Here is a 17,374-nt window from a genome sequence, read left to right as displayed (position 1 = left end):
TATGGAACAAGCCATTAGTTTCGAACGGGTACCCACCCACATCTTTGATGACTCAGAAAAAGCCTCCAAGGCTGTTGCACATGAAATCGGTGCACTGATTAGACAGCACAACCAGGACAAAAAACCAACGGTACTGGGATTAGCCACTGGCTCATCTCCAAAGAAAGTCTATCAGGAATTAATTCGCCTCCATAAGGAAGAAGGTTTAAGTTTCAAGAACGTTCATACCTTTAATTTGGACGAATACTATCCGATGGAACCAGATTCCGTGCAAAGTTATACCCGCTTCATGAAAGAGCAATTGTTCGATCACGTGGATATACCGGTAACAAATTACCATATTCCTAATGGAACACTAGCCTACGATAAAATTCCAGAGTTTTGTAGAGACTACGAGGAGAAAATCGAGAAACTAGGCGGGTTTGACTTCTATTTATTAGGTATTGGTCGCAACGGACACATTGGTTTCAATGAACCAGGCTCCATCATTACCTCTAAAACGCGTTTAATGACGCTCGACATCCTAACGAAAATAGATGCAGCGATTGACTTTGGTGGATTAGAAAAAGTACCCAAAAAAGCCATTACGTTAGGGATTGATAAAATCATGAACGCCAAACGTATCGTTTTGCTCGCTTGGGGAGAACATAAAGCGGAAAGCGTTGCCCGGGCTGTTGAAGGACCTGTCACCTCCGAAATCCCTGCTTCCTATTTACAGCAACATCCTAACACCACTTTCATTTTAGATGAAACGGCTGCTTCCCTACTGACTCGTATAAAAACGCCTTGGGTGGTAGATTCGGTGACTTGGGATCGCAACATGATTAAAAAAGCGGTTACGCACCTGTCATTAGCGCTGGGTAAGCCTGTACTCAAACTGACCACTAAAGATTATAATGAACATGGCATGTCGGAATTATTGTCCCTCTACGGCCAGTCGCACGACATTAATATTGAAGTTTTCAATTACCTGCAACACACGATTACGGGTTGGCCCGGAGGCAAACCGAATGCCGACGATACCCATCGACCGGAGCGCGCCTTTCCTGCACGTAAAAAAGTCATCATTTTTAGCCCCCACCCGGACGATGACATCATCTCCATGGGTGGAACTTTTCAGCGCTTGCATGACCAAGGGCACGATGTGCATGTCGTTTATCAGACATCAGGAAACATCGCGGTGGCGGACGATGAAGCACTCCGATTTGCTGAATTTGTGATTGATTTCAACGAGAAATTTGAAAGTAGCAATGCCAAAGCAAATAAGATCTACAAGGAATCCGTTAAGTTTCTCAAAGGAAAACGTGACTCTGAAGTGGACATTGAATCCGTTCGCGAGATCAAAGGACTCATTCGTCAAGGGGAAGCAAAAAATACCTGCCGCTTCGTAGGCATCAAAAAAGAGAATGCACATTTCTTAAATATGCCATTCTATGAAACGGGTACCATCCGTAAAAAACCTTTAACTGAACCTGATATTCAGTTAATTATGAATGTCATCGAGGAAATTCAGCCGCATCAAATCTACGCCGCAGGCGACTTAGCAGACCCACATGGAACACACAAAGTGTGCCTAGATGCTATTTTTGAGGCAATTACGCGTCTGAAACACCGGGAATACATGAAGAATTGCTGGGTTTGGTTATACAAAGGTGCTTGGGCAGAATGGGATATCGACCAAATTGAAATGGCCGTACCTATGTCACCTGACCAAGTTTTCAAGAAACGTATGGGTATTTTCAAACACCAATCCCAAAAAGATGGTGTCGTTTTCCAAGGAGAAGACTCGCGGGAATTTTGGCAACGTGCCGAAGAACGTAACCGTGGAACCGCTGAATTGTACAATAAATTAGGCCTCGCAGAATACGAGGCCATGGAGGCTTTTGTTCGCTGGCGTTTCTAACTAAGCCAGCGCCTCAAATAATATCTCGGCGGTATGCTTCGCGTGGCGTTGCGTACCGTCGTGAATTTGATGTCGGCAACTTGTCCCCGAAGCCACAATTTCCACCTCTGGCCCCTGTGCGCGCACCGTAGGGAACAACACTAATTCCCCGATTTGCATAGACAAATCATAGTGCTCTTTCTCGTATCCAAACGAACCCGCCATTCCACAACATCCCGAAGGAATCAATTGTACCTCAAAATTTGCCGGCAACGACAAGGCTTTTTTAGCAGCCACTAAAGAGCTCATAGATTTTTGTTGGCAATGTCCATGCAACTTCAACAACCGCTTATCTGCTTTAAATAACGATTTATTAATCCGCTTCGCATCTGCTTCGCTCGCGATGAATTCTTCTAACAAGAGTACATTTTTACTTAAATCTTGGGCTTTGGCTAACCAAGCATCGGAAACTAAATCCGGATATTCATCTCGGAAGGTTAAAATTGCTGATGGCTCAATGCCTACTAATGGAATGTCTGCCGTCACAAGTGCCGACCATAACTCAACATTTGCCTGCGCTAATTTGCGTGCCTCATCGAGCATACCTTTCGACAAGAACGATCTACCCGAAATCGGATGCGCCATCGTGCGGACTTCATAGCCTAAAGCTTCAAGCAATAGCACTGCTTTCCGCCCCACTTCCGCATCGTTATAGTTGGTGAACTCATCCACAAACAAATAAACTGCTTTCTTAGCATCGATTGACTTACGCCCTTTCAGCCAAGACCAAAGCGATTGCTTAGCCAACAAAGGCATGGTACGATCTGGATGGAAGCCCACTAATCGATTCGAGATACGACGCAAAAATGGCGTACCCATCACCGCATTATATAATGCAGGAACATACGAAGCTAAGGAAGAAACGGTCGCGAAGTGACCTACTAACCAACTGCGTAAAGGCGTTCCATTTTCTTTTTGGTACTGGTAAAGAAATTCCATTTTCAGCTTGGCCACATCGACATTCGATGGGCATTCCGCTTTACAACCCTTACACGCCAAACACAAATCCATCACCTCTTTAATCTCTTTGTGATTAAAGCGATTAGGCTGCGAAGAGTGCGTTAAAAATTCACGAAGAATATTGGCCCGAGCACGCGTGGTCTCTTTTTCATTTCGAGTCGCCATGAACGAAGGGCACATCGTACCCCCAGAAACAGGCGTTTTCCGGCAGTCACCTGATCCGTTGCACTGCTCGGCATGTTGCAAAACATCTTGATCTTTATATCGAAATGCTGTTTTAAACTCAGGGGTTTGTTGGCCCGCCTCATATCGCAAAAACGTATCCATCGGTGGCGTATCCACAATCTTGTTGGGATTAAATATCCCTTTCGGATCCCACCACGATTTCAACTCGCGCATTAATTGGTAATTCGCCTCACCCACCATCCACGGAATAAATTCTCCACGTAAACGGCCATCTCCATGTTCTCCTGAGAGCGAACCTTGATATTTTTTAACCAAACGCGCAATCTCTTCCGCGATATGGCGAAACTGTTTGTGGCCTTCTTCAGTCTTTAAATTAATGATCGGGCGCAAGTGTAATTCGCCTGAACCAGCATGTGCATAGTGCACACAGTATAAATTATTGGCCGTTAAAATCTCATTAAATTCGGCAATGAACGCAGGCAGGTCATTTACATCCACCGCCGTATCTTCAATCACGGCAACCGCTTTTTCGTCACCTGGAAGATTAGAAAGCAAGCCTAAACCTGCCTTACGCAAATCCCACACCTTCTTCACATCACCTCCCGTAACATAAGGGAAATGATATCCCAAATCAGCAGCACGCATCGCTTGCTCAACTGCTTGAGCTTGTTTAGCTAAACTGTCCGCGTCATCTGCACGTAACTCAACAACTAATATTGCACCGGGATCTCCTTCGACGAAGAACCGGTTTTGACTCTGTTCAGCATTCGCCTTGGTACATTCTAAAATATAATGATCCATTAACTCAGAAGCGGACGGATTGAATTGTAACGCAATCAAGTTGGCCCGCAACGCCTCATCAATCGTATTAAAATGCGCGCAAACCAAACCCAAATGTGCGGGAGGCAACGGATCTACATGTAACTTAATACGCGTTGCAAAACACAGTGTACCTTCAGAACCAGCTAATAAATTACAAAAATTGAACGCAGGTTTATCGGCAATAAATGCATTGGAATTCAATAACATATCCACGGCGTACCCCGTATTCCGGCGCTTAATACTAAGCTTAGGAAATTCTGATTGGATATTTTGTTGATTCGTTGGGTTACTCAACGCAGCTAGCGTCTGCGTATATATCGTATGTAAACGACTCCCTTCTGGTAATTGCTTCACCGTTTCAAACGGATCTTCTGCCTCAAAAGTCACAAAAGTACCATCGGACAAATAACCTTCCACCGCGAGTACGTGGTCACGGGTAGATCCATAAACAACTGAATTAGATCCGCAGGAGTTATTTCCCAACATCCCTCCCATCATCGCGCGATTCGCGGTAGATGTTTCAGGACCAAAAAATAAGCCATGCTTCTTCAACTCCACATTCAACACATCGCGCACAACACCGGGCTCTACCCAAACATAGGATTCGTCCTTATTTACTTCCAGAATGCGATCGAAAAATTTTGAGACGTCTACGACTAATCCAGCGCCGACTACCTGACCGGCTAACGACGTACCAGCCGTACGGGGAATCAAGGGAATTTGATGCGTATCCGCAAACGAAATCAAGGTTTTGATATCTGCTTGGGTTTCAGGAATCGCAACACCAAGCGGCATTTCACGATAAGCTGATGCATCCGTTGCATACAAGGTCCGCATGACGGTATCTGTAAAGAGACTTCCTTGTAATTTTTCTGATAATTCTGCTAAAACAGATGCAACTTCCTGCTTGATCATAAGAACCCCGAATTAATTCGTAAGCTGCAATTTACGTAAACGCGAGATTAGTAACAATTGTGCTAGTATATAAGTACTCATAACCAAGAATGAATTCCCCGGAATAGTATAATAAAACTTGCCTAAAGCCAATAAGCTATCAGAAATAACAAATAATAATGCGCCCCAAAAGATGACCTTATCCTTCAATTTGGCACCAAAATACAACATAGCCCCAAGTGCTATCGCATAAACAACCACGGGAATACGCAAACCTTCAGCCACATGTGGCCATAAGAATCTTAGTAAATTCACCACATAGACCATAATTGCACCTATCGACCAATGCCAAATTTCCTTTGACCGGAGATGAAACAAGCGGATATAAGCAAATTGCATGAGTAAAAAACTCCCCAAGCCTAACTGGAAAAATAAGGGATTATCACCCGGGATAAGCAAAAAAACATCACCCAACCAGGCAAAAAACAGAACAACTAATAATGATTTAGATTCTAGACCCACATGACCTGCTAAAAGAAGCATGAGTAAGGGTTTGGTCACATAACGAGCTTCAGGAAAAACCCATGGTGCCAAGAGTTCAAGGACCGCATCCACATAAAATAAGCGTAAACACAAGTCCGATAGCCGCATGTTATTCATCTAGGTATTTGCCTGCACAAATTTCTTTTTCGATAATGAAATTTGGCCGACTTTTTGATTGGAAGAAGATACGCAAAATATATTCCCCAAGAACACCTATGGCCATTAATTGTATACCACCAAACAAAATAATCACAAAGAGCAAGGCTGTAAAACCTTCAATGACCTGATCAAAAAACAGTTTCTTAACAATTACAGAAATCAAATAGATTACCGAAGAAACAATAGCAAACCCGCCCAGCGAGGTAACAAACTTGATGGGGAATTCACTAAAATTATAAATTCCATTCAGCGCTAGCTGAACCAATTTGCTAAACGAATATTTTGAATCTCCAGATGCTCGTTCTTGACGATCATACGCAATGCCAATTTGCTTAAAGCCTATCCACGTACGCATTCCACGGATAAAACGGCTCTCTTCAGGCATTTTATTGAGGACGTTAACTACGCGCCGACTGATAAAAGAGAAATCGCCACTGTCCAACGGAATGTCTATGTTGGCAATTTTCTTCAAAATTCGATAAAAAATAAAATAGGCAAAACGCTTATAAAATACCTCTTTACGCTTCTCACGTACAGCATAGACAACGTCATAACCTTCTTTAAATTTGGCATAAAACGTATCTAATAACTCCGGTGGATCTTGCAAATCGCCATCCAACACAAATACTCCTTCCGACCCGCGCGCAACCGAAAGTCCTGCCGTCAGGGCCAGTTGGTGACCATGATTACGCGACAACAAAACTACATGGAAACGTGGATCACTCAAGGCTAATTGCTGCAACATGGTGCGGGAATTATCCCGACTGCCATCATCGATTAACACAGCCTCCAAGGTGATGGGCGATTGATCCATGATTTTCACTAACCGGTCGGCCAACATCGAAAGATTGCTCTCTTCGTTGTAGACAGGAATAACAAATGAAACTTGAGGCGTCGAATTGGGCATAAATTAATAGCGGTATTTACCTTGTTTAAAATCAAAAATCAGAACTTCTGTTCCATTTTTGCGCTTTAAAATTACGGAATCTTTTCGCAGCGTATCGATTCGCTGGATAAATTTATCTGAAGGCGATAAATACAAATTCACTAATTGCGCATCTGCCACGCTATACGAACCTCCAGCAAGATGTTTCGAATTCAGGAAATTGATCACATGCGATGGATACAAAATGGTGTCGCCAACGGTATATTGTGCGCGTAATTTGTCTGCAATATCAATGTATGGATTTTTAATCCGACCGGTAGATGAGGTATACTTTTGCGATTTATCTTGGTAGAGTGGTAAAAAGGCGAAGACCAAAAAATATGCTTGGATAAACACAAATAAGCCTGCGACCAAACGAATCCAAATGGGCTTTTGAAAAACATATTCCATAAAGCCTACCGAAATAAAAATTCCAAAAGGAAGCCCAAACCCTGCGTAACGAATAAAATATCCGGTCGTTGTTCCCGCATTGATGGCCGTTGCGATCAAAACCAAAATAGGGAGCAAAATCTGTAGCAATCCAAATAAATAAAAACGACGTTTTTCAGGATTGAAATCCTTCAACCAAGTATATATTCCATAGCCAAATAGAACCAGTGCAACACCCCCGAACCGATAACCTTGTTTGGCATATAAATCATTTGTCCAAAAGAATAGATCCGACAAAATCATCACGGTACGCTTGAGCAGATTACTAAAATTAGCAGCTTCAATCCAGCCAGGAATTGGTCCATTTGCATTCAAGTAAGCTAAATACTGAGCTCCAGCATCTGCTTGATAAGCTAAAAAGTATTGACCTGGACCCAAGGTCATCCAACCAAGAAACGGTATGATAATGATAACTGCACCGATACTCAAACGCGTCCATATTTCCTTCGAGCGCAAATTCAGGAGGGCATAAATTCCTTGTCCAACAAGCACTAGGGCGGTTAGATAGGTAGAAAAGAGCGCTAATATACTCGTCAATATCCAGCCCAATAAATCTTTAGATTTTATCCCTTGCTCAGGTTTCGGGTAGATCAGTTTCCAATAAAAGAAGTTAGATGCCGTCGCGAAAAACATCGAAGTCGCATAATTACGGGCTTGTTGGCTATACACCACAAAAAACGGCTCAATCACCGCAAATGCTAGCAAGGCAATTTGCCAAGTGATTTTGGGGTAGATTTTACGTGACCAAAAAAACATGAGCCATACGGTCAGCATGTTAAAGATCACCGATATACTCCGAACAGTTCCGTCTCCCTTTCCAAAAATTAACGCTACTATTTTGAGTAGCATGTCATGGACAAGACTATTGCCACTAACATCGCCACGTGCATCCGAGTCCAACCAGGATTTAATACCACGCGGCTCCCAAAAATCGGCAGGCGTAAAAGTCTTCCCAGGTTGCATCAGGTCGTACATACCACCTATATTGGTATTCCCGACTGCGATCATCATGCTTTGCTTTTCGTCCCCAAATAAGCTGAATGACCCAATATGATAAAACCTCAAAACGAACCCGAGTATCATCAGACCAAAAAATGCTGAAACAAGAATCGTTTTATTACCCATGTATTTGGTTAGCTAGTTAAACACAAAAATCACTTAACTGGATAGCTAAGTGATTTTTGACAAGTTATGCTTTCAATTTATTTATGATCCACATGCTTCACATGCCTCTGGATTATCCAATGAACAGGTCATGTCAGCCTTATTTTGCGCATCGTCCGTCGTAAATGATGCAGCTGCTTGTGCTGCGTGAGAGGCATATTGCAACTCAGTCTCATTCACTTCATTTGTTTGCTCGATAGCCACATCAGCTTGCTTTTCGATGGTAAACTTGATCGCATCTGCTGCAGCTTTCGTACGTAGGTAGTACATACCCGTCTTCAAACCAAGCTTCCAAGCGTGGAAGTGCATAGATGTTAATTTACCAAAGTTGACATCTTGAATGTGGATATTCAAACTTTGTGATTGGCAGATGTACGCGCCACGGTCTGCAGCCATCTCCAAGATTGTTTTTTGCTTGATCTCCCAAACTGTTTTGTACAGTTCTTTCAAATTTTGTGGGATTTCAGGAATGCTTTGAACAGAACCATTAGCTGAGATCAATTTGTTCTTCATGGTCTCATTCCAAAGATTCAATTTGATCAAATCTTTCAACAAGTGTTTGTTGACAATCGCAAATTCACCTGACAATACGCGACGTGCGTAGATGTTTGATGTATATGGCTCGAAACACTCGTTATTTCCTAGGATCTGGCTAGTTGATGCAGTTGGCATTGGCGCAACTAACAAGGAGTTGCGTACACCGTGTTCTACGACATCGCGACGTAAGGTTTCCCAATCCCAGTTTCCTGATGATGGAGTTACGTTCCACATATCGAATTGGAAAACACCTTTAGAGATTGGTGAACCTTCCCAAGTTGAATATGGACCTTCTACTTTCGCTAATTCCATCGATGTTTCCATCGCTGCAAAATAAATTGTTTCGAAGATATCTTTATTCAATTGTTGCGCTTCTTCTGACTCGAAAGGCATACGTAACATGATGAATACATCAGCTAAACCTTGAACCCCTAAACCGATTGGGCGGTGACGTAGGTTTGAATTACGTGCTTCAGGTACCGGATAGTAGTTGACATCAATTACTTTATTCAAGTTACGCGTAGCTACTTTAGTTACCTCATAAAGTCGTTGGTGATCAAATGCTGGCGCACCCGTCTCCGTTGTACGAACGAATTTAGGTAAGGCTAAGGATGCCAAGTTACATACGGCTACTTCATCTTTCGATGTGTACTCCATAATCTCCGTACATAAGTTCGAAGACTTGATTGTTCCTAAGTTCTTTTGATTAGACTTGTTGTTCGCATGATCTTTGTACAACATGTATGGTGTACCTGTCTCTGTTTGCGACTCTAACACTTTGAACCAAAGTTCTTGCGCTTTCACCACGGAACGCGCTTTACCTTCTAATTCATACTTCGTATATAATGCTTCAAATTCGTCACCGTATACATCAGATAAACCTGGACACTCATGTGGGCAGAATAGAGACCACTCTTCGTTGCTCTCAACACGCTTCATGAATAAATCTGGAATCCAAAGTGCATAGAACAAATCACGCGCACGCATTTCTTCTTTTCCGTGGTTCTTTTTCAACTCTAGGAATTCGAAAACATCCGCATGCCAAGGCTCTAAATAAATCGCAAATGACCCTTTACGCTTTCCACCACCTTGGTCTACATAACGTGCTGTGTCATTAAATACACGTAACATAGGAATAATACCATTAGAAGTACCATTCGTTCCCTTAATATAAGAGCCTGTTGCACGGATGTTATGAATACTCAATCCGATACCTCCAGCCGACTGTGAAATCTTCGCAGTTTGCTTTAAGGTATCATAGATTCCTTCGATGGAATCATCTTGCATGGCTAGCAAGAAACAAGATGACATTTGGGGCTTCGGAGTACCTGCATTAAACAAGGTTGGCGTAGCATGTGTAAACCAACGCTCCGACAATAAATTATACGTCTCAATGGCAGCTGCGATGTCAGTTCCGTGGATACCAACAGCCACACGCATCAACATGTGTTGAGGACGCTCAGCAATTGCTCCGTCTAACTTAAGTAGGTATGATTTCTCTAGGGTTTTGAAACCGAAATAATCATAACCAAAATCCCGGTCATAAATGATCGCCTCATCTAACTCAACCGCATTCTTTTTAATGATGTCGTAAACCTCTTTAGACAACAAGGCTGCATTTTGCCCTGTCTTTGGATCTACGTAAGTAAATAAACGTTTCATCGTCGCAGAAAACGACTTTAACGTATTCTTGTGCAGATTTGATATCGCAATACGCGCAGCTAGAATGGCATAATCTGGGTGCTTTGTTGTCAAAGACGCCGCCGTTTCAGCCGCTAAATTATCCAATTCGGTCGTTTTTACCCCGTCATACAGACCCGAGATAACCTTTCTTGCCACCTCTAAAGGCTGCACAAAAAAGGGATCCAAGCTATAGCAAAGCTTTTCTATTCTGGCTGTGATTTTGTCAAACTTGACAGATTCGCGACGACCGTCTCTTTTAAATACGTACATGTGTTTCTTATAAAATAATATAAATGAATACTTCGTTTGGCACCCAGTCAATCTTAGACAATACAATCCCGCTTAAGAATTTTTTTCTTTTCAATTTTGGTCGCTTGAACTGCTTCAATTTGACCTGTTGGCGGTTTTGTTTTTTTGCTTTTAGATTACCAAAAATTGAGGCACTTTTGGTTGCTTGGGCACTTGTGTAAAATTAGAAAAAATCACCTCCGCTTGCAAACTATTTTTTGGCTAAAAACGAAAGTAAAAAAGGTCATATTTAAATTACCATATATAAGTGTCCACCTGTCAAATCATTACGCCCCATGCATCTTGGAAAAGTACTAGAAAAATATTTTAAAATAATTTTTTTGTGTGTTTAAGGTCAACGAAGTCCGAAAAATTACTTAGTAAAATATTTTGGTTTTAAATTCAAAAATGATAATTTTGCAACCCGATTAAATGAGACTATATCCCGTAAGTCTCTTATAGCACAAACAAACAGACGGCCGGGAATCGTCCACAATTAAAGACATGAAAAAAGACATCCACCCAGAATACAAAGAGGTAGTATTTCACGATTTGTCAGCTGATTACAAGTTTTTGACTCGCTCATGCGTTGCAACAACTGAAACAACTGAATTCGAAGGCGCAACATATCCAGTTTACAAGCTAGAGGTTTCTTCTCAATCACACCCTTTCTACACAGGAAAGAATGTGTTATTAGACACGACTGGTCGCGTAGACAAGTTCAACAAGCGTTACGCAAAGAACTAATACTGCTAACAGCATAAAGAAAAGCCTCTTCCATTTTTTGGTCGAGGCTTTTTTCGTTTAATTTGCGCTATGTGGAATTCGAGCCTACTGATCAATGATCCAATAATCGTCCAGCAATTGCTGCCACTTACGTACACACGTGAGTTGAAAGACTTATTAATTGGCATCAGCACCATCGAAACAAAATGGGAAGCGATGGCAGACCGCATACCAAGCGACTGCCATATATTAGGTTCTTGTATTCCTACCGAGGAGTTAGTAGACGCACTCACAAATCAAGCCGAAGACACTTGTCTAATGTGGCAAAATCAGTGGATCGCTTACCGCGCAAGTACGCAGCAACATCCGAGTGAGCTGGAGGCTAGCCAACTAGTAAAACAGCCACTTTTCGTCGCCTACCCCGAGGATTGTATTGTGGCCAACAACCATGCGTTGCGGACTGAGATACAACCCAATAAGCCTGATTTAGCGGTTCTTGCTGAATGTGGTACGAGTTTCATCGCAGCAGAAAACTGCTACGTGGATCCCAGTGCCACGATACATGGTAGCATCATCGATGCAAGCCAAGGCCCCGTTTATATTGGACCTAATGTAAACATACAAATAGGTACATTGATTCAAGGACCTGCTGCTCTTTTAGCAGGAAGTACCACCAACCTAGGAGCCAAAATTCGCCCGAATACCACCATCGGTGAAAAATGTAAAGTTGGCGGCGAAATCAGCGCATCCATCCTGTATCCTAATTCAAATAAATCGCATGATGGATTTTTAGGGAATTCCATACTAGGTTCCTTCTGCAACTGGGGAGCGATGACGACCACGTCCAATGTGCGCAATGATCTGCAAAACGTGAACGTTTATGATTATACGAAAAAAGACATGCGGCCAACGGCAGTCAAGTCATTTGGTGTACTCATGGGTGATTTTGTCACGACCGGTATCAGTACAAAATTTAATACCGGAACGGTGGTGAGCTGCCATTGTAATATCAGTGGAACTGACTTTCTTCCCAAATTCATTCCTGCATTTACCTGGGGCGAATTTCCCAAGGTACTCACCTATCGATTCGAAGAAGCAAAGCGAAGTGCTGAGGCATGGATAAACGCCAAAAATGAAGAAATTCCAGAAAATCTGGAATCGAACATGCAAGCGATTTGGAAAGCGGAAGCAAAAGACCGAAATTAGAGGATGCGTTTTCAGGATATTCCCGGACTTCATACGACTAAAAAACAATTGAGCCAAGCGGTGTTAACTCAACACATCGCACATGCGCAATTATTTCATGGCCCGAACGGAGGCGCACAATTAGCCATGGCACTGGCGTTTACTTCCTTTTTATTTTGCACTGACAAACAAGGGGAAGATTCATGTGGGCAATGCCCTAGTTGCCAAAAGGTCCAGCGAGGTGTCCATCCGGATCTTGTCTTCATGTTTCCTACGGTGACAACCAAAAAAGTCAAAGAAGCCGAGTCAGATGTTTTCCTTCCTGAATGGCGAAAATTTCTATTGGATTCTCCCTACAGAACCTTACCCGAATGGCTAGGAGCCATGGGAGCGGAAGGAAACAAACAAGGAAATATCCCCGTTGAAGAAACCAGAAAATTACTCCCAAAAATAAGCCTTAAACCATTTGAGGCACCCTTCAAAGTTGTTCTCATTTGGCATCCAGAATCATTGAATTTATCGTCTGGAAATGCACTACTAAAAACGTTAGAAGAGCCACCTACATCTACGTTATTTTTCTTAGTATGTGCTGATGCACAAAAGTTATTAACAACGATTCTTTCACGTACCCAACGCATTGCTATTCAGGCAGTTGACGAATTCGATTTAGCCAATTTTTTAACACAAAAAGAGGGAATCGATCTCGATCGAGCCCAAAATTTAGCTTATAGTTCCGAAGGAAATATTGCGTGGGCACTGGAAAAAGCAAAAACAGAAAACCTGAGTACATCCACCTGGTTTTCCGACTGGATGCGGGCAGTTTACAGTAAGAATTTAAGCAAATTAGCCACACTTGCCGATCAATATGATGCGCTTCAAAAAGAAGAACAAAAAGGACTTCTTGAGTATGCGCTACATATTTTCAGACAGTGCCTATATCAAATTGCAGATGCCCCTAGTTTAATCAAGGCGCTCGAAAAAGAACGTGGGTTTATTACTAATTTCTCCAAAACATTGAATCGAGAGTCCATTGAACGCATCAGTGAATTACTATCGACTGCATATTATCATTTGGAAAGGAATGGTCGTGCCAAAATGATCCACCTCGACTTATCTTTGCAAATTATTCGAATCGCGAATGCAGCTAAAAAATAACATACGGATCGGCACGCGAAATTCCGCGCTAGCGCTGTGGCAAGCCCATCATATCGGTCGGCTATTAGAAACTGCCGGCATGACGTATGAATTAGTTGCCATTAATACCATTGGAGATAAAATTCTCGATCGTTCACTTTCGAAAATTGGCGCAAAAGGCGTATTTACGGAAGAACTAGAAACGATGTTACGTGCTGGGGAAATTGACATTGCGCAACATTCTGCCAAAGACCTCCCCTCCACACTAGCTGATGATCTTCCACTCATTGCATTCACGGAACGTGAAGCGGCACATGATGTGGTATTGAGTATGAACCCATCCATTCGATTAGGCCAATCAGCTCCTTTACGGATCGGAACTTCATCTACGCGTAGACGTGCATTCTTAGCCCATCAGTATCCACAGCATGTGGCGGTAGAGATGCGTGGAAATTTGCAAACACGATTAGAGAAATTAAAAAATGGAGATTGTGATGCGATGTTGCTCGCTTACGCTGGCGTTCACCGCATGGACATGGAAGCCTATATCGTGGAACATTTAGATTTACAAGCTTATGTTCCAGCGGTGGGACAAGGTAGCGTGGCAATCCAGTGTTCAAGTCGGCTTGATTCTAACATACGTGAAGCCATCCGAGCAGCCTGCAATCATGCAGCATCTGAATCTTGTATTGTAGCTGAACGTAGCTTGTTGGCCATGCTAGACGGCGGATGCAGCGTGCCGGTATTTGGACATGCGAAGCTTGTGGCGGGTCAGATTCACTTACATGCGGGTGTGCTTAGTTTATCCGGAGATCAAAAAATCGAATCGAGTGGTATAGGCGCTGAGCCTAAATCAGTAGGGAATCAAGTGGCAACCGAATTAATCAAGCAAGGGGCCCAACAACTATTAAAGGAAATACGCGTACAATTAGCATCGCAATCATGAAAAAGACGATTTTAATCACTGGGGCCAATGGGCTATTGGGACAGAAACTTGTTGAACTTTTAGTTCAAGAATCTACAGTAGATTTAATCGCAACAGCTAAAGGCGAAAATCGATTGCCAAATTCAGCTGGCTATCGGTATGTTTCTTTAGACATCACAAATTCGGGAGAAGTAAATACGGTTTTTGATACCTATCAACCGCATGTGGTTATCCATACCGCGGCTATGACCAATGTGGATACGTGCGAAACAGACCAAACAGGATGTGAATTACTCAATGTGACGGCAGTTGCCTATTTAATCGAAGCATGTCAAAAGCACAACACGTTTTTATGTCATTTATCCACCGACTTTATTTTCGATGGAGCTGATGGACCCTATACAGAAGAGGCAATACCTAACCCAATCTCTGTGTATGGTGCCAGTAAATTACGTGCAGAAAAATTACTCGAGGCTTCGTCTATCCGCTGGGCAATTGCCCGTACGGTTTTAGTATTCGGCATTGTTTCGGATATGAGCCGGACAAATATCATTCTTTGGGTCAAAAAGTCATTAGAAGAAGGAAAGCAAATTAATGTGGTGACGGATCAATTTCGCACACCTACCCTCGCAGAAGATCTCGCCATGGGATGCTGGCTTATTGCCCATAAAGAAGCGAAAGGTATTTTCAACATCTCGGGATCAGACTTTTTAACTCCTTATGAGATGGCTATCAAAACAGCAAATTTTTATGGTTTGCCGGTCGAACTTATCCAACAAGCAGATTCGTCAACCTTTTCGCAACCGGCAAAGCGTCCGCCTCGTACCGGATTTATCTTAGATAAAGCACGACGGGAGTTAGGGTACCAACCGCGTACGTTTGATGATGGTATTGCGTTAATGGCTAAACAAATCCAATAAAAATTACTCGATGCTACTCGGAACTTGGGTAGCCACTTCTTTATTTTCTTCTTGAAGCGTTTCCCAAAGTAGGTCTTTCAATTCTTGAATTCCAGATTGAGTGATCGAGGAAATAAATACCAAAGGAAGATCTTTGGGAAGACTTTCGCGCATTTCAGGCTCCATTTCAGGGATGGATAAATCCATTTTAGAAACAACTAAAACACGACGTTTATGTAATAATTCGGGATTGAATTTAGTTAATTCGCCAACGAGAATGTCGTATTCTTTTCCCCAGTTCTCTGCATCGGAGGGAATCAGAAAACAGAGGATAGAATTCCGTTCAATATGACGTAAAAACCTCAATCCCAACCCTTTACCTTCAGCAGCTCCTTCGATAATACCTGGAATGTCTGCGACTACAAATGATTTATAATCGCGGTAAGCAACCACACCTAAATTAGGCACTAAGGTTGTAAATGGGTAGTCGGCAATTTCCGGCTTCGCAGCAGATAATACCGAAAGCAACGTTGACTTACCTGCATTAGGGAAACCTACCAAGCCTACGTCTGCTAGAACTTTCAATTCCATAATCACCCAGCGATCTAAACCGGCTTCACCAGGTTGTGCATGGCGAGGTGATTGATTTGTGGATGATTTAAAATGTGTATTTCCTAAACCACCACGTCCACCAGGAACTAACAATACTTTTTGGCCTTCTTCGGTTACTTCCGCTAAGAATTCGTTCGTTTCTGCATCTTTCACGATGGTTCCCAAGGGAACTTCGACAAATATATCCTCACCTTCTAAACCAGACCGACGGCCACCTTCGCCACCTTTACCATTTTCAGCAATGATGTGCTTTTGGAATTTAAGGTGTAACAAAGTCCAATGCTGGGCATTGCCCACGATGTACACATGACCACCACGACCTCCATCACCTCCGTCAGGTCCACCTTTAGGTACGTGCTTTTCACGACGAAAATGGGATGAGCCACTTCCTCCGCGTCCAGAACGCAGATTTATTTTGACGTAATCGATGAAATTTGAAGTCATTAGTTAGTTGTTAGTCAATATTTAGTGGTCAGTAGCTAGTAATCAGTGGTCAGTAATCAGTAGATAGTCCGTAGGGAATGAGTCCGAAGGTTAAAATATTTACCTCTCACCTCTTACTTCTTACCTCTTAATTCTAACCTCTTACATCTCAATAATAGAAAGTATCTGACCGAAAATAAATTCAATCTCTCCTACTCCATTGATACCCGTAAACTTTCCTTGGTTATCATAATAACCAGCTACCGGGGCTGTCTTTTCCATATATTCTTGCACGCGTTTACGAATCAACGATTCGTTTTGATCATCTGGTCTACCGGATGATTTACCACGTTCTAGAAGTCTTTGGGTTAATTCTTCCTCAGCAACCTCGAGCGCAATCATTTGGGTGATGCTCAACGAATGGCTAGCTAAAAGTGAGTCTAATGCTTCTGCCTGCGCAACTGTGCGGGGAAAACCGTCGAATATAAATCCGGCAGCTGACTTATTCTCATTTAATTTATTCTCAATCATGCCGATAACAACAGCGTCAGGAACCAAAATTCCTTGATCCATTAGTTTTTTGGCCTCTAATCCCAGTGTGGTGCCTGCAGAAATCTCTGCACGCAACAAATCACCTGTAGAGAGATGTATTAAACCGTATTTTTCAATGAGTTTGGCCGATTGAGTTCCTTTGCCTGCCCCTGGGGGCCCGAATAAAACTAAATTTAACATAATTGATGCGCGGAAAATTCCTTTGAAAGCGTAAAAATGAATAGACCCACAAAGGTAAACAAAGGATTCAGATTAACCTATGTTCAAATAGAATTGAACTTGTGTTCATTACCTAGAAATTATATTTATGATAAATATTAAAAAAAATCTTAAAAAAATTAAAATAACAGTGTAGCATGTAAGAT

General features: G+C 42.4%; 13 protein-coding genes. 6 read left to right on the top strand and 7 right to left on the bottom strand.

Annotated elements, in window-relative coordinates; all coding sequences use genetic code 11:
• Position 1 precedes the first annotated feature (1 nt).
• On the top strand, positions 2-1,903 hold the full coding sequence (nagB, locus tag U0R10_RS01075) for a glucosamine-6-phosphate deaminase (RefSeq protein WP_377981829.1): 1,902 nt from the start codon (positions 2-4) through the stop codon (positions 1,901-1,903).
• Here the strand turns inward: nagB and U0R10_RS01070 are convergent, their stop codons facing one another.
• The 5 genes from U0R10_RS01070 to U0R10_RS01050 form a co-directional block, all read right to left on the bottom strand.
• A complete protein-coding gene (locus U0R10_RS01070; protein WP_377981828.1) occupies positions 1,904-4,825 on the bottom strand; it encodes an FAD-binding and (Fe-S)-binding domain-containing protein in 2,922 nt (973 codons plus the stop codon). It lies immediately after the preceding gene.
• 12 nt (positions 4,826-4,837) lie between these two features.
• Positions 4,838-5,455 (bottom strand): lysoplasmalogenase, encoded by a 618-nt coding sequence (locus U0R10_RS01065; RefSeq protein WP_377981827.1) that lies wholly within the window; start codon positions 5,453-5,455, stop codon positions 4,838-4,840.
• A 1-nt stretch (position 5,456) separates the two neighbouring features.
• Positions 5,457-6,413, bottom strand: coding sequence for a glycosyltransferase family 2 protein (locus U0R10_RS01060; protein WP_377981826.1), 957 nt, complete (start codon positions 6,411-6,413; stop codon positions 5,457-5,459).
• 3 nt (positions 6,414-6,416) lie between these two features.
• Positions 6,417-7,892, bottom strand: a complete 1,476-nt coding sequence (locus U0R10_RS01055) for a glycosyltransferase family 39 protein (protein WP_377981825.1) — start codon at positions 7,890-7,892, stop codon at positions 6,417-6,419.
• A 195-nt stretch (positions 7,893-8,087) separates the two neighbouring features.
• A complete protein-coding gene (locus U0R10_RS01050) occupies positions 8,088-10,535 on the bottom strand; it encodes a ribonucleoside-diphosphate reductase subunit alpha (RefSeq protein WP_377981824.1) in 2,448 nt (815 codons plus the stop codon).
• A gap of 522 nt (positions 10,536-11,057) precedes the next feature.
• On the opposite strand from U0R10_RS01050, the gene U0R10_RS01045 reads away from it, so the two are divergent.
• From U0R10_RS01045 to U0R10_RS01025, 5 genes are all read left to right on the top strand, one after another.
• Positions 11,058-11,300, top strand: a complete 243-nt coding sequence (locus tag U0R10_RS01045) for a type B 50S ribosomal protein L31 (protein WP_377981823.1) — start codon at positions 11,058-11,060, stop codon at positions 11,298-11,300.
• Between the two features lie 69 nt (positions 11,301-11,369).
• The gene (locus tag U0R10_RS01040) at positions 11,370-12,485 is read left to right on the top strand and encodes a putative sugar nucleotidyl transferase (RefSeq protein WP_377981822.1); all 1,116 of its coding nucleotides are present in this window, start codon (positions 11,370-11,372) and stop codon (positions 12,483-12,485) included.
• Positions 12,486-12,488: 3 nt separating this feature from the next.
• A complete protein-coding gene (locus U0R10_RS01035; RefSeq protein ID WP_377981821.1) occupies positions 12,489-13,619 on the top strand; it encodes a DNA polymerase III subunit in 1,131 nt (376 codons plus the stop codon).
• Positions 13,603-14,544 carry a hydroxymethylbilane synthase gene (hemC, locus tag U0R10_RS01030; RefSeq protein ID WP_377981820.1) on the top strand — a complete coding sequence of 314 codons (942 nt, stop codon included), beginning with the start codon at positions 13,603-13,605 and terminating at the stop codon, positions 14,542-14,544. Before U0R10_RS01035 ends, hemC begins: the two co-directional genes overlap by 17 nt.
• The gene (locus U0R10_RS01025) at positions 14,541-15,443 is read left to right on the top strand and encodes an SDR family oxidoreductase (RefSeq protein ID WP_377981819.1); all 903 of its coding nucleotides are present in this window, start codon (positions 14,541-14,543) and stop codon (positions 15,441-15,443) included. Before hemC ends, U0R10_RS01025 begins: the two co-directional genes overlap by 4 nt.
• A gap of 3 nt (positions 15,444-15,446) precedes the next feature.
• Here U0R10_RS01025 and obgE read toward each other — a convergent pair whose 3' ends face one another.
• Both obgE and U0R10_RS01015 read right to left on the bottom strand, forming a co-directional pair.
• A complete protein-coding gene (gene obgE / locus U0R10_RS01020; RefSeq protein ID WP_377981818.1) occupies positions 15,447-16,478 on the bottom strand; it encodes a GTPase ObgE in 1,032 nt (343 codons plus the stop codon).
• A 141-nt stretch (positions 16,479-16,619) separates the two neighbouring features.
• The gene (locus U0R10_RS01015) at positions 16,620-17,189 is read right to left on the bottom strand and encodes an adenylate kinase (protein WP_377981817.1); all 570 of its coding nucleotides are present in this window, start codon (positions 17,187-17,189) and stop codon (positions 16,620-16,622) included.
• Positions 17,190-17,374 lie beyond the last annotated feature (185 nt).

Source organism: Aquirufa avitistagni (assembly GCF_042715545.1).
In the GTDB taxonomy this organism is placed as follows: Bacteria; Bacteroidota; Bacteroidia; order Cytophagales; family Spirosomataceae; genus Aquirufa; species Aquirufa avitistagni.
This window is presented reverse-complemented; position numbering and strand designations above follow the sequence as displayed.

Excerpts from the sequence above, each read along its gene's own strand:
- U0R10_RS01060 (WP_377981826.1), bottom strand. The coding sequence starts at position 6,413 with ATGCCCAATTCGACGCCTCAAGTTTCATTTGTTATTCCTGTCTACAAC.
- U0R10_RS01055 (WP_377981825.1), bottom strand. The coding sequence starts at position 7,892 with ATGATGATCGCAGTCGGGAATACCAATATAGGTGGTATGTACGACCTG.
- obgE (WP_377981818.1), bottom strand. The coding sequence starts at position 16,478 with ATGACTTCAAATTTCATCGATTACGTCAAAATAAATCTGCGTTCTGGA.
- U0R10_RS01065 (WP_377981827.1), bottom strand. The coding sequence starts at position 5,455 with ATGCGGCTATCGGACTTGTGTTTACGCTTATTTTATGTGGATGCGGTC.
- U0R10_RS01015 (WP_377981817.1), bottom strand. The coding sequence starts at position 17,189 with ATGTTAAATTTAGTTTTATTCGGGCCCCCAGGGGCAGGCAAAGGAACT.
- U0R10_RS01050 (WP_377981824.1), bottom strand. The coding sequence starts at position 10,535 with ATGTACGTATTTAAAAGAGACGGTCGTCGCGAATCTGTCAAGTTTGAC.
- U0R10_RS01035 (WP_377981821.1), top strand. The coding sequence starts at position 12,489 with ATGCGTTTTCAGGATATTCCCGGACTTCATACGACTAAAAAACAATTG.
- nagB (WP_377981829.1), top strand. The coding sequence starts at position 2 with ATGGAACAAGCCATTAGTTTCGAACGGGTACCCACCCACATCTTTGAT.
- U0R10_RS01045 (WP_377981823.1), top strand. The coding sequence starts at position 11,058 with ATGAAAAAAGACATCCACCCAGAATACAAAGAGGTAGTATTTCACGAT.
- U0R10_RS01025 (WP_377981819.1), top strand. The coding sequence starts at position 14,541 with ATGAAAAAGACGATTTTAATCACTGGGGCCAATGGGCTATTGGGACAG.
- U0R10_RS01070 (WP_377981828.1), bottom strand. The coding sequence starts at position 4,825 with ATGATCAAGCAGGAAGTTGCATCTGTTTTAGCAGAATTATCAGAAAAA.
- hemC (WP_377981820.1), top strand. The coding sequence starts at position 13,603 with ATGCAGCTAAAAAATAACATACGGATCGGCACGCGAAATTCCGCGCTA.
- U0R10_RS01040 (WP_377981822.1), top strand. The coding sequence starts at position 11,370 with ATGTGGAATTCGAGCCTACTGATCAATGATCCAATAATCGTCCAGCAA.